Raw genomic sequence first — 14085 nt, 5'->3', positions numbered from 1 at the left:
CTCTGGGCATATTTCATACTATAAATAAACTGTTGTTGTTTGAACCATTATTTTTTCTGTAATCATCAAATTCGTTATGTAAAAGGGTGTATTTTATGCCAGCAATAGTAGGAGCCGTAAAAGTAAATAGCATTGGGAACAGCAGTGTTATGAATATTGGTGATGTCTTCCAGATGTCCCCCACTAGCACAGCTAAAACTTTTGCTGGTGCAGGTTCATTTAATTCGGGGGATGGACTTCGAATCTATAATAATCAGAGTGTAACAAACACTTATGATACAGATACAATTGACCAAGTAATTGTTGGGAATGCTTAGGGGGGAAAGTCATGAACTTTTATATTAATCAAAGTATTTGTATTCAAAACTTACGAGTAGGAAGTATCAGTAATTCATCCGTTTTTCAAATTGGGAGTGCTGGACTTATTAAACCCTCCTCCCACCTTTACAACACAGGAGAATTTACTGAACCTGCTCCACAAATCGGAGAAGGAACTTCGCCAATCGAGGCACCTGCTGTTCCATTAAGTTCTCCCACATCCTAATAGGCATTCACCCATCCTGTTCCAATCGCATAAAGTAAATCATCAGTGTTACGGAAAGGGTGAATGCTAATGTACTCGTATCCTTATGATATCACCGCCTATGTTCGAAGCCTCCATCTCTACATCGAACAGCAAAACCAGCGCATTTCACAAATAGAAGCAACACTTAAGAGTATACAAACAGAGCTCAATCAAATTAGAAACAAACCAACCACACAAATCGAAAGGATCGAATATAAATTTGATCAACTAAAAGTTGAGACATTAGAAGGCACATTAAATATCGGATTAAATCCTTTGAACGGCGAGCAAATTGAAGATTTTACAGTTTCACAAAATAAGATGAACATACCTGATATCAGACATACTCATAAAGATTTAATTCGTGAAATACATGACGAAGTTGACTCATATCTAAACAACGACTGTTCAATATATATCCAACAAACATTAAATCAGAAGAGAGCATCACTCCCAGATGAACATGTCGGATTTATAGTGGAAGATATAAGAAAACAAATTAACGAACGTATTATTTTCTATCTAGAACAAAATCAAGCTGAACTTCAAGATCCAACAAAATTAGCAGAAATATATGAAACTACATTATCCAAGTTGAAGAACGATATTCAGAATTCAATCACAGCTTATCTTTCGAATCTCCCTGAAAATATGAAAGAAGGTTTTGACAAATGAACTTTACCGTTGTTAATAAAGATATACAGGTTGGCCATATCGATATTGCCAGTGTATCGACCTCTTCTGTTTTTATTGTTGGAGATGCAAAAACTATCTCCCTTGCGTCTGCCTTTGATACGCCACCTGAATCTCTTATTATTGGACCCTATGTTCCTTTGGCTCCTCAAGGATGATGAAGAGTGCAGAGAATATCTGTTGTTGATTTCATCAAAGTTAATTCATTATCTTTTAGTAGCATACTTGAGATTGGGGACTCAACAAAAATCACACCAGTTTCTCAGGCACTTGCGGTACAGAGGGAAGTTCCACTGTTTTTTACAAATGAAGGGGACTTTTCTCAATATCCTATTTTTTCAAGGGAACTTCCAAAGCCTCCAAAAACCAACGAAACAAAAACTTTAAGCACCAATATTTATAATCAAAATCCAATCATTAAAGTGGGCTCCATACGCGTTAATGGGGTTTCTTCAGCTGCCGTCATGCAGATTGGATCAACAGATACCATTCATGCCGAATCAAAAGTAAAACATATTCGAAAGTTGCTAGATGATGATACTAAACGGTAGGTAACGGAATACTTACTTTTTCATAAAATGAGTATAGGAGAAGGTAGTATCATAATTTGTTTAAAAGGATGAAGGAATATGCCCTCAGTTGTTGGACCCATAAAAATAAATAGTGTCGGAGGCGGAGTTGTAAATTTTGGTGACTCTTTCTATGTTTCACCAAAGGATTCGGCTAAAACATATTCAGGATCAGGCTCATTCAACACAGGTGATTTTATCTGTACAAATAACGGCCTGAATGCTACGAATACAAATGATGAAGATTTTGCAGACCAACTAATTAAAAAAAATGCATAAGAAAAAAGGCCCAAGCGGCCTTTTTCTAATTTTATAAAGTTTCTAATCGAACAATCGTCCCTTTTCCTGATGGTTCGGCTGGTTCGACGATTAGACGTTTAGGCATTCTAGCCCTTAATTCCTGAACGTGACTTATGACACCGACAGAGAGCTGTTTCGAGTGAAGCTTCTCCAGAGCAGAAATCACTGTATCTAATAAATCTGAATCCAATGTACCGAAACCTTCATCAAGGAAGAAGAATTGCAGTGGATACTCTCCTCTAAGCTGGATTTGTGCAGAGAGTGATAAGGCTAATGCCAGTGATGTTAAAAATGTCTCTCCGCCAGAAAGAGTTGAGACCGGACGTCGGACTCCGCCATTTGCATCATCCCTCATGATAAATCCACCTTGTGAATCAACTTCAACCGCATAGCGCTGCCTTGTTAAGGTTCCTAGTCGTTCAGATGCATCCAGACTTACTTGAACAAGCTGCTCCTCCGCAATAAATTCTACGAAACTATTTCCTTTAAAAACTGATTGTAGCTTGTTATATTGCTCAACTAATCTCTCAAGCTCGGCGCGTTGATTCTCCAGTTCACTAAAGCGCTCATGTTTCTCTAATAGAACCTGAAGAGCTTTAATTGAAGCGCCTTTTGCTTCAACAGCCTGGTTCAGCATTTCTTTCAATTCAATACGAATCCTTTGGATATCATCCCATTTTTCTTGTGTTAGTACCTGATCTTGCAGTAAATCATTTATCTTTTGTAGATCAGTTTGGATTTGCTTGAATTGATCCCAAAAACGCTCAATTTGAATTTTTAGATTCTCCCGTTCGTCTTTGGTAAGAATCGACTCCCTTACTTCGGAATCTTCCGTAAAGCTGGTTGTAGCAAGAACCTCTGTCCATTTTGTTGTTGCTAGTTTACTTCGACTGATACCATCATGCAGTCCTTGTATGGCAGCATGGACTTCATTTTCAAGTTTTTGAAGTTGCGATTGAACCTTCTGCCATGCATCATAAGCGTAACTTTCATCATCTTCAAGCTGCTTTACCATTTGCTCCGTTTCCTTCATAAGAAGATCAATATCATTGTTTCCTATTTCCTTTGAAAGTCTTTGCTGTGCCTCCGTTAAAGCCTCAAGCTTATTTTTTAACGTTGAACTGAATTCAATAATTTGACGGTCAAGACGATTACACTCTTCTTGGTAATTTTTCTTCTCTAGTTCTTTTTGTTCAAGAATTTTGGTGCCATTTTCAATTTCTTGCGACAGGCTTTGGGCCAACTTATCATTTTTTGAAATGTCGGCTAGCCTTGCTTCAATTGTTTCAAATTCAAGATGAGGAAATTCTTTCTTCCAATTTCTATATTGTTCCTGCATCTTTTCATTTAGGTTTGTTACCCGCTCTTGCAGCTCAAGAAAGGTTTTTGAATTCATTTCCTTTGCTTGTTCAAGATGGTTTACTTGTTTTAAAGACTCTCGTATGCCTTGGATTACCTTTCTTCCATTTTCCTGAAGTTTCAAGTAATCTTGTTGCAACGATTTTTGCTCAACCTCCAAGAACTGGAGCTTTTCGTTTACGTCTTCACAACCCTCTTTATGAAACGAACTATTTTCTTGAAGGGGTGCTTTCATTTCGCCGGGATACTCCTGAATTAGACCCTCAGAAATTTGTTCAAGCTTGAATTTTAATGTTGCAAACTCTTGATTCATACTTCTTGCTGTTGTTATAACATGTGTGAGTTTTTCAATTTGTATTTCAATGGCTTCTCCTTGATCCTCATGTCTAACTGGTTTTGGATGATGAGTTGAACCACATACCGGACATGGACTCCCAGTTTGAAGCCGTCCTGCAAGACCTATGGCAAGATTTTTTCTGCGATTTTCCTCTAATGCTTCCCTTAGATCAGAAAGTTTAGCTTCAGCAACTCGGATAAGCTTTTCACTTTCCCTGTCATGTTCACAAACAGCCTCATAGGTGGCAGCATTTTTCAAAAAGATTGCTTCCATTCTTTGCTTTGACTGAGTAAGGATTTCAATCTTTGAATGAAGCCATTCTTCTGTTTGTTCAAGCAATACGCGACTCTTTTCTAGTTCGTTTTTTTGTTCGTTTAGGTTTTCATTAGAAAACAAAATCGATTGTTTTTGATGATTAGCCTTTTGGAGCTTTTCACGGACTTCAGCTGTAACAGAAAGTTGAGAAAGCTTTTCTTTACTCTCCTTTAATTTAACTGAGTCCGCTGTAATCGATTCTTCGATAACTTGGATTTGAACAAGTTTTTCACGTAAAAGAGATTGTAAGCTGTTCACCTTTTGTTTTAGCTCACTTACTTCCTTTTCAAGAACGACTGCTTTTTCCTGTACACCTTTAGCATCTGTTAGTTGTTGCTTTTTGGTTAGATATAAAGGTAATTTTACCGTTTTTTCATGTCGAGCTTGCTGATACTCTTTCGCCTTAATTTCGTTTTCCTCTTTTTTAGCTACTACCTGTTCTTGTAACAAATCATGACGATTTTTTGCTTTTTCTAACGCTTCTTTTGCAGTTTCAAATTCCTCTAGGTACGGCAGGAGGCGAGAAGCCTCTTCTGCATGCTGTAGTTTTTCTTCTAACAAAAGAATTTGCTGTTTATCCTGTTCAATTTCAACTAACTTTTTCGTTAGAGTACTTTTTTCCAGTTGCCAATCCCAAATGTTTTTACTTTTTTCAAAGTCAAGATCAATCTTATTCACTTCGTTTTGACGCTTTTCAAGAAGAATTTCTATTTCTTTAAGTTCTTGTTCTGCACCTTTAATTGCTTCAGTTGATGCATCACCAAGACCAGCCTGTTCAGCAGTCACTTCGTTTAATTTATTTTTTGCTGTAGTTAACTTGCTTTTTAACTTTTTATTTAGCTTGTCCCCATATTGTTCAAGATTAAATAACCGTTGAAGCATTTGTCTTCGGTCGGCACCCTTAAGTGACAGAAATTCAGCGAATTTCCCTTGAGGTAGTACGACGGCTTTTGTAAAGTCTTCAATGGTTAATCCGATTAATTCTTCAACACATTGCTCTACATCACGAATTTTGTCGGCTAGTACAACTGATTCGGCACCTACTTCAATGATTCGGCATAGAGAGGATTTTAGCTTTAAATCATCCTGTCGTTTAAAGCTACGTTCAATCATATAACGTTTTGTTCCTTTGGCATTCTCCAGTTCGAATATAAAAGAAACATGAAGTTGATTTTCTGCATGATTTAAAATTCCGTGAGTATTGTTAGACGCACGTTCCACTTTTCCATAAAGAGCAAGTGTCATCGCATCTAAAATCGAGGATTTCCCGCTTCCAGTCGGACCAAAAATCCCAAAAACTCCACCCTCGCAAAGGGAACCAAAATCCACTATTTGTTTTTCTCGGAAACTGTGAAGTCCCGCTACTGTTAGGGTAATTGGTTTCATACATCTTCACCGTCCTCATCTGCTTCATCCGTTATAAGCTCTAAAAATATTTTAGTAAGTTCTGGTTCCGGTTGTGCCCCACCTGTCTGTTTTTCATAAAATCGTACAAATAGTTCATCAATTGGGGTATTCATTTTCACAGCACTTTCCGCTCTTACCTTTTCAAGTTCTTCAAAGACTGGCCGAATATGAATAAGACCGCTGTGGTGTTTTCGTAATCGATGGATTTCTTCAATGGAAAGAGCGTTTGTAACATGAATTTCAAGGTCAATCCATGCATTCTTGTCCTTTCCTTCATCAAGCCAAGTGTAAACTTGTGAAAGTCCCTCCTTTGCCTTCCACCTGACAAGGGGCTTACCACTAGATAAGAACACCTCGGACATTTCAACCTGATGGCCAGGTTTTGCGTCTAAGATTGTCACAGATTTTGCATATCCCGCTTCTGAGAAACTGTAGGCTAATGGTGAACCTGAATATCTAGCCAGTGTTTTTGCTCTAGACACCATTTGTGGACGGTGTAAATGTCCTAGAGCAACATATTGTGCTGCTTCCGGTAGACTAGTTGCAGCAACTGTGTAAGCACCACCTACTTCGATAGGCCGTTCGGAATCAGTACTGCTCCCACCTGTTACATAAATATGACTCATTGCGATATTAACCGTCTCAGGTGTGAATGATTTACTCATAACGTCAAAGATCCCTTGAATTCGTTGGTCATATTTGTCTCGAAGAATTATTTCTTCATGTGAATCTGACAAAACCTCTGCCAAACGCGATTCAGAAGGATAGGGTAAGGCTGCTAGTTTAAGAGTTTCATTTGTTGCAGGAACATCTATGGTTTGGACATTCATGGTAGGTAAACCAATTAATTGGATACCCTGCCCGTAGGCAAGTGGTGATGCTGCTGATAAGCGATCAGGGTTATCATGGTTTCCAGCAATAATCGATACAGGTCTTTTACCACCGTTTGATAGTCGAGAAATACTATCATAAAATAATTGCTCCGCCACCGCTGGTGGATTCACTGTATCGAATGCATCTCCAGCCATTAAGACAACATCTATTTTTTCATCATCTACAATTTTTATAAGCTCGTCCAAAAATTGTGCTTGTTCTTCTAATCTGCTTCTTCCTTCAAGTGATCGACCTAAATGCCAATCTGCGGTATGAAGAATTCTCATCTAAAAATGGCCCCTTTCTAATCCGTAATACAGTACATTTATTTTAACATAGGAGATTGGCTTAGAATGCTAGAGTAAATTGGAAATCGAAACAAAAAGTACTGCCCCAATACAAGAGCAGTACTTCTTCACTATACTTCTAGCAAATATCCACCATCAAAAAAGTATAGATATTTCCCGGTCAGTGGTTTTCGCCAAATGTGTTCAATTGCTTTGCTATATAATTCAAGTTGTACACGATAACGTTCTTCAAGAACTGGTCTTGCTTCTTCAAAGCTTTTGTACTTACCGGAAATCGTATCTGTTTTATAATCGATAAGGACAATTCCATTATCATCCTCAAAAATACAATCAATTACTCCTTGAATCAATACATTTTCCTGTTGTTCATCAGACCAATCCGCATAGCTTTCTGATGCAGGAATCGCCACACTAAATGGAACCTCTCGTCTAACATTTTCAGCCACAAGCAGACGCTTAGCAATTTTCGATTCGAAAAATCCAAGTATTCCAGCTACATCAATTACTTCTGCCTGCTCCATTGTAATTAGCTCGTTATGAACCATTTTTTGAATTTGTTCACGAAGAGATTCTTCGTTTATGGGCTCACTTAAGTTAATATGCTGCATCACCATATGCATTGCTGTACCCCGCTCTGCAGGTGTTAAAGACTTTTCCTGCATGAAGCGTGGTCGATCGGCAGAGCTTGATCGAAACTGTGGAAGAAAAGCTGTATCGCTATGTTCATCCATGCTCTCGCGCTGTCTTTTTATTTCTGAAACAGATTGTTTTGAACGTTTATTTGCTGCCGATTTAAAAGGATATTTCCACGTTAATTGACGCTCTATTTTTTTTAGTGCATCACTACTTACAGGTATTGGATTTCCTTCTTTTATCGCTTCCTCTATTTGTTCATGTTTATGTTCTTCACCAACTTCAACTTTCTGTAACTCTGCAGCCGGAACTGTACGAATCTCCCATTTCGCTGGGTGATGCACGATGTCTGGTGGCAGTAGATCGAATGTTTCTTCACCACGAAGTAATTCGGCATCTCGGTGTCGAATCAAACCTGGTCCAATCCAATCTAAATACGATTTTGCACCTGCTCTAGTATGATCTGCAAGCAACCACTCTTTATTTTGAAGTGTCGCTTGCCATCTACCTAGTTGCTTCTCTAGGTCCTTTACTGTCCCCACAAGATAAAGTTTTTCCTTTGCCCTTGTCAAGGCAACGTAAAGAACACGCATTTCCTCAGATATCAGTTCAAGATGCATCTTTTTCTTAATCGCAAGCATTGGTAAAGTCGGGTATGATATACGAAGAGTTGGATTTACATATTTCGTGCCGAAGCCAAGTTCCTTATCTAATAGGTATTTTTTGTTTAAATCCATCATATTAAATTGCTTTGATAGTCCACCAACAAATACAACTGGAAATTCAAGTCCTTTACTTTTATGAATGGTCATAAGTCTGACAACATCTTCCTGTTCACCAAGTGCTCTTGCCGTTCCTAAATCGTCACCACGGTCCTGCATTCTTTCAATGAACCGTAAAAAACGGAATAATCCTCTGAAAGACGTCGCTTCATACTGTCTGGCCCGGTCATAAAGAGCACGAAGATTTGCTTGCCGTTGTTTTCCACCAGGCATTCCACCAACAAAGTCATAAAAATAAGTTTCTCGAAACAACTGCCAAATTAAATCAGACAATGAGCCTGTCCTCGCCCTGGTACGCCAGTTTTCCAACTTTTCGTGGAAATTAACAACTTTCTCATATGTTTCATCATCAGAAGATGCTTCCCTTAAGAATACATTCAGCGCTTCATAGTAAGGACTGTTTTTTTCATAGGTTCGGACTTTGGCAAGTTCGTCAGCTTCTAGTCCAACAATAGGTGAACGTAAGACTGAGGCTAGCGGAATATCTTGATATGGATTATCAATTACCTTCAACAAAGACATCATAATGGCTACTTCAGTTGCGTCAAAATAACCTGTAGCAAGATCTGCATAAATTGGAATTCCTTGTTGTTTGAACTCCTCCATAATTTGTGGAGCCCATGGCATTGAACGCATAAGTATCACGATATCACGATACGTAATTCGTCTCATCCGATTTTCTTTCCGGTCAAACACTTGGAACCCAGAAGTAATCATATCTTTTATTTGCTTTGCCATTGCACGTGCTTCAAGTTGTGCAGTCTCTAGCTCTGCTTCATTAAAGAGGATTACTTGCTCTTCATCATCTTCCACGTTCTCCTCTGGCTCATAACTATCAGCTTCTTGCCCATTCTTATCAATTAGTAATAGCTCAGCGGCCATTTGATCACTTTCAGGATAATCGGCACCTAGTTTCAATTCAGCATCATCGTCATACTCAATTTCACCAACAGCTTCCCCCATAATTTGCTTGAACAAATAATTTGTTCCATCAAGGATTTCAGCACGACTTCGGAAGTTTTTCGATAAATCAATTCTTAATCCCGTATCTTCTCCTAATTGGGTAAACCGTTTATATTTACTTAAAAATAGCATAGGTTCTGCAAGGCGGAAGCGGTAAATAGATTGCTTTACGTCACCTACCATGAACATGTTGCCCGTGGCCTCTCCGTCCTTTGTGACGAGTTTTAAAATGGATTCTTGAACCATATTCGTATCCTGATACTCATCCACAAAAGCTTCTTCGAACTGGATTCGATACTCAAGTGCAGCCTCTGAAGGCATAAGCTCGTCTGAAGAAGTCCCGCCTTTGCGAAGGATTTCCAGACAATAATGCTCTAAGTCTGAAAAATCAACCAGACCCTTTTCTTCTTTTACTTTTTGAAATTTCTCGCCAAATTCAATAACTAGCTCAACTAGCATCTCTATGGAAGGCTGCATTTCCTTAATATTATCTAAGTAGCTTTCAGGCGGTCGGCTAAACAAGTCTTCTTTAATCTTTTCGACTAGCTTTTTGGCTTCATCTCTAAGCTTTGTCACTTGGTCCTTTAGTGATTCATCATATTCATCACCTTTAACAGGTTTCGCTCGACCAAATGCGAGAGTTTGCATCTCATGGTAGAGCGCCGTCCATGAATGGTCCTTTGCCTGTAAGAGTCGATGAAGTTGGTCTAAATCTGCTTCGATATTTTCCGCTCGAGGAGCAGGTCCCCCAGGCATTCGAATAATATCCATCGCATGCTCTAAATTAGCTTTCGCACCTTCAAGCTGAAGCGTAATATCCGCCAATAAATACGGAATGTATGGAGTCTGATCTAATGTTTGGTCATCTACCCGATAATCCTCCACTAGCTGCTTCAGCCATTCATTAGGAGTTGGGTGTGCCCGTGAAAATTCATAGAGCTTCCGGATCATGTTTTGTAACTCAACATCTGTTCGGTCATTAGTAAAGCGATCTACTAAATCAAAGAATTTTGTTTGTTCGAGATTACTGTAATGCTCTTCAAATAGTTCTTCCATTACCTCATCCCGCAGAATTTCCGCCTCTGTAGAATCGGCTATTCGAAAGCCTGGATCGATATCAATTAAATAATAATACTTTCGAATGACTTCCAAACAAAAGGAGTGGATTGTCGAGATAGAGGCACGGTTAAGCAAACTTAGCTGTCTTCTGACATGTAAGGAGGCTGGTTCTTCCTTGAGTGCTTTTTCTAATGCCTCTCCAATCCGATTGCGCATTTCGGCAGCTGATGCATTTGTAAATGTCACAACTAGTAATCGGTCTACATCAACCGGATGCTCCTTAGACAAAATTTTGCGGATAATCCGCTCAACGAGGACCGCGGTTTTACCCGACCCTGCCGCAGCAGCTACTAATATATCCCGGCCAGTGGAGATAATAGCTTTCCATTGGTCATCAGTCCATTGGCTACCTTCTGGCTTTTGAATAAGATTACTCATGAATCTTCACACCTCCATTCCGAACCCTTTCTAGGATTACGTCTTTACTTTCACTTGGTAGAACGCGATAACTATTTTCTTCTAAGCTCTGATCAAATTGACACACTGATTTAAACGGACAGAATGTACAAGGCGTTTTATCCTTAAGCTTATACGGTGCAATATCAATTTCACCTTTGGTAATTCTGTTACCAGTGTTTTTAAAGACCCCTCGTACATGGTTACGAAGATATCCAAGTTCCTCTTCACTTGCTACCTGTGAATTGGAATAAAAACTTCCGTCTTTCTTAATTGCAGCAGAAACTATTTGAGAATAACCTGTACCTAATGACTGGTCCATAAGTCGAACAGATTCCTCATCACCAAGTAAAAGTCCTTTCATCTTAAATCTTTTAAAGATTTCCTCTTCAATTTTATCTTCAGGTAAAACCTTATTAGAATGAATCAACGGATCATGAATATGAAAATAGAGAACACCTGCAGGTTTGGCGGTCGTTCCAATCCATTCCTTAGAATGTGTAATGATTACATCAAGATACGTTAACATCTGTAAGGCAAGTCCATAATATACCTCGGATAGGTTAAGTGCCTTTTGACTTGATTTATAGTCGATGACTCTAAGTAACACACCATTTGAACTTTCCGCTTTATCAACCCGGTCAATACGGCCTACAAGTTCCATCGTGCTCCCATTATCCAGGTTAAATCGGATAGGAGGAAGTGGTCCTTTCTTTCCAAATCCCAATTCAATTCCCACCGGAGCAAAGCCACTTGCTTTCGCATGGTCACTTAAAATCTTCGAAGCACGGCTAATAATTTTCTGTAGTTTATACATGATATAGTGATAGCGATTTGAGCTTAAAAGGATTTCCTTCTGTAAGCGTGGTGCTAGATCTTCTACGGCTTTTTCCGCAAGTTGGTCACATTGCTCTTTAGTAAGGTCACGCCAGTCGATTCCATTGTTCCGCAATGAATCGGCAATTTTCTTAAGTGCAGCATGAAAAAGATCACCGATGTCTGGTGACTCCAGGCGGAATACCTTACGTTCCTTTAACTGAAGCCCGTAGCTTGCAAAGTGAGAAAATGGACAACCTTGGAATACTTCCATGCGAGAGACACTTCCTTGAATATGGTCACCATACAAGCTCTGTGTAATTTCTTTTGAAAGTCTTTTAGGCTTATTTTGATAAAACAAACTGCTTAAGACAAGCTTGCTTTTAGATTTCATTTCATCGTGGTTTGCAAAGTAATTATAAACATCCCACCATAGATCCTGAATCGGATACTGCTTTTTCCAAGTCTGTAATTGTGTAGCTAAGGACGACAATGCCACATCCGGATTTACTATATATTCAAGCTGCTGACTAGGTTCAAGTTCTGAAGGTTCATTCATGTAAAACTTTTCATCTACATTTGGAAAAATGTCCTTTAGACGCTTTATTAGTGGCGATGCAAGTAATGATTTCCCTTCTTCATTGGCCAATGGATAGCTTATATACAAAGCCTCCTCTGGACTTGTTATGGCACAATAAATTAAGAAATTTTCATCTAGAAGCGTTTCTCTACTACCTGGTGCTAGCTGTAGCCCGGTATCAGCCAAGTTCTCTCGATCCGATTCTGAAAATACGCCTTCTTCGTTTGGCCGTGCAGGTAGGACACCATCATTTGCCCCGATAATAAATGTGCATTTAATATTGGATAATCGCGAACGTTCCAAGCTTGCCACAAGTACCTGGTCAATCGCCGGTGGAACAAGTGCAAAGCGCATACTTTCTAACCCTGTTTCAATCATATTACTGAACATGGTAAGTGAAACTTTTTCCGAACCCATGATTTCTACATATTGATCAAGTAAATCTAAGACCGCATTCCAAACTTGATCATTTTCTCTTGCCTCTGAGAGTCTACCCGCTAGCTCCGCATTGAGCTTCAGCTCTTCCATTTTTGCCGGTATTTCAAGCTCCTCTAAATAAAGGAAGAGAGCTTCACACATACTTCTACCGTCTTTTGCCTTTTGAAGTCGTTTTCCGAGTCTGAGCAGCGGACTTACAATCATTTGGCGAAGTTCATTTAGCTTGTCTTCGTACTCACGTTCTTTATCGGTTTGTGGTAAGTCAGAATCCTCTAATCCACGGATTCGCTTGTATTTCCAAAGATTACCATTTGTCCATTTATACCCTTGTATCCCGTATTCAAGCACATAATTCTCAAGCTTGTCCATATCTTCTCTAAGTGCGGATATCTCCTCACCGAATGGATACAATAAATCTGTTTTGACACAACGAAAAACAGACTCATAGCGCCAATTACTATTTACAACCTCAAGGCTAGATCGAATTAGTTCAATTAGTGGATGATTTAACATCGAACGTTTTTGGTCAATGAAATATGGGATCTGATAATCTTGAAAAATGGTTTCGATGATTTCATGATAATCACCCGTATTTCGAATCATAATTGCAATATCACGATATCTATAATTGTTATCCCGTGCTAATTTTTGGATTTCACGCGCAATTCCTTCAACTTCAGCACGTCGATTCACCGCTTGGCTTAAAGTAATTGAAGCCCGACCTTGATATGGTACTGTTGGTCTTTCGTCAAAATATCTTTCCAAATGTGCTAATGAAGATTCCGAAGAATACCGATATTGATTTGTTAATAAAATTGGATCGTCAATCTTGACATTATTCTCTTGAGCAATTTGAATAATAGATTGATAGGTTTTTCCGGTCATACGGAATAGACTTAAATCATGTGGTGAATCATCATAGGCCTTATCAGTAGTTAAAGCAATCGTAACTTTTTTTGAGACTTTCATAAGCTGCCCCACCACTTCAAGCTCCTGCGGGGTAAAACTATGGAATCCATCTATGAATATTTCAGCTTCATTAATATAGGTGGACTGAGGAATTTTTTCTATTAAAAGCTTTAAATAATCTTCAGAATCAACGTATTTCTCGAATAAATGTTTTTCCAGTTCATCATATAGCAGCTGTAGATCATGTAACTTATCGGATAGCACTTTGTTATCTGGTGCAATTGTTTGTCTTTGTTCTTCTAGGGTTTCAGGTGTGACACAATATCGCTTAAATTCCGCAACCATTTCTTCCATTTGAGTAATAAACCCATTTTTATCAGCAGCTCGAGAAAAAACCTTGAGCTCCTGTTTTTTAGAATCAATGATTTTTCGAAGAAGCATATTTACACCGACATTATTAACATGATAGCGGCTCATCCCGCCTGTTTCTTGCAAAACTCGCCATGCCAAACGAGTAAAACTGAATACTTGAGCTCTCATCATTCCGCCAATACCCGGGGTGTTGATTAGATCATATTCAGATTGAAATGTCATTTGGTCAGGAACTAAATACACAATTGGGGCACCTATTGGATTATCAAGAAGCTTTGCTCGAATATCTTCAAGACATGTGTATGATTTTCCAGTACCCGCACGTCCCAATATAAATTGTAGAGACATATA

Annotated in this window: 10 protein-coding genes; 6 read left to right on the top strand and 4 right to left on the bottom strand. The window is 38.9% G+C overall.

Annotation, left to right across the window (positions count from 1 at the left end):
* The first annotated feature begins 95 nt into the window (after positions 1-95).
* From CZ490_RS01545 to CZ490_RS01520, 6 genes are all read left to right on the top strand, one after another.
* Entirely contained in the window at positions 96-317 is a 222-nt protein-coding gene (locus CZ490_RS01545; RefSeq protein WP_077617226.1) for a spore germination protein, read from the top strand.
* 11 nt (positions 318-328) lie between these two features.
* Positions 329-544 (top strand): spore germination protein GerPB, encoded by a 216-nt coding sequence (locus tag CZ490_RS01540; RefSeq protein ID WP_077617225.1) that lies wholly within the window; start codon positions 329-331, stop codon positions 542-544.
* 69 nt (positions 545-613) lie between these two features.
* Positions 614-1240 carry a spore germination protein GerPC gene (gerPC, locus tag CZ490_RS01535; RefSeq protein WP_159439886.1) on the top strand — a complete coding sequence of 209 codons (627 nt, stop codon included), beginning with the start codon at positions 614-616 and terminating at the stop codon, positions 1238-1240.
* Positions 1237-1416, top strand: a complete 180-nt coding sequence (locus CZ490_RS01530; RefSeq protein ID WP_077617223.1) for a spore gernimation protein GerPD — start codon at positions 1237-1239, stop codon at positions 1414-1416. Before gerPC ends, CZ490_RS01530 begins: the two co-directional genes overlap by 4 nt.
* 6 nt (positions 1417-1422) lie before the next feature.
* Complete coding sequence (locus tag CZ490_RS01525) at positions 1423-1809, top strand: spore germination protein GerPE (protein ID WP_077617222.1); 387 nt, start codon at positions 1423-1425, stop codon at positions 1807-1809.
* Between the two features lie 78 nt (positions 1810-1887).
* A complete protein-coding gene (locus tag CZ490_RS01520; RefSeq protein WP_077617221.1) occupies positions 1888-2106 on the top strand; it encodes a spore germination protein in 219 nt (72 codons plus the stop codon).
* Between the two features lie 31 nt (positions 2107-2137).
* Here CZ490_RS01520 and CZ490_RS01515 read toward each other — a convergent pair whose 3' ends face one another.
* The 4 genes from CZ490_RS01515 to addB form a co-directional block, all read right to left on the bottom strand.
* Positions 2138-5524: an AAA family ATPase gene (locus tag CZ490_RS01515; RefSeq protein ID WP_077617220.1), complete on the bottom strand. Its 3387-nt coding sequence runs from the start codon at positions 5522-5524 to the stop codon at positions 2138-2140.
* Positions 5521-6705, bottom strand: a complete 1185-nt coding sequence (locus tag CZ490_RS01510; protein WP_077617219.1) for an exonuclease SbcCD subunit D — start codon at positions 6703-6705, stop codon at positions 5521-5523. Before CZ490_RS01510 ends, CZ490_RS01515 begins: the two co-directional genes overlap by 4 nt.
* 131 nt (positions 6706-6836) lie before the next feature.
* Complete coding sequence (gene addA, locus CZ490_RS01505; RefSeq protein ID WP_077617218.1) at positions 6837-10601, bottom strand: helicase-exonuclease AddAB subunit AddA; 3765 nt, start codon at positions 10599-10601, stop codon at positions 6837-6839.
* Positions 10594-14082 carry a helicase-exonuclease AddAB subunit AddB gene (gene addB / locus CZ490_RS01500; RefSeq protein ID WP_077617217.1) on the bottom strand — a complete coding sequence of 1163 codons (3489 nt, stop codon included), beginning with the start codon at positions 14080-14082 and terminating at the stop codon, positions 10594-10596. The genes addA and addB overlap by 8 nt, the downstream gene beginning before the upstream one ends.
* Between the last annotated feature and the right edge of the window lie 3 nt (positions 14083-14085).

This window comes from Litchfieldia sinesaloumensis (assembly GCF_900156865.1).
Taxonomy (GTDB): Bacteria; Bacillota; Bacilli; order Bacillales; family Bacillaceae_L; genus Ferdinandcohnia; species Ferdinandcohnia sinesaloumensis.
Note: the sequence above shows the minus strand (reverse complement) of the source record. Positions and strands in the feature narration are given on the sequence as shown.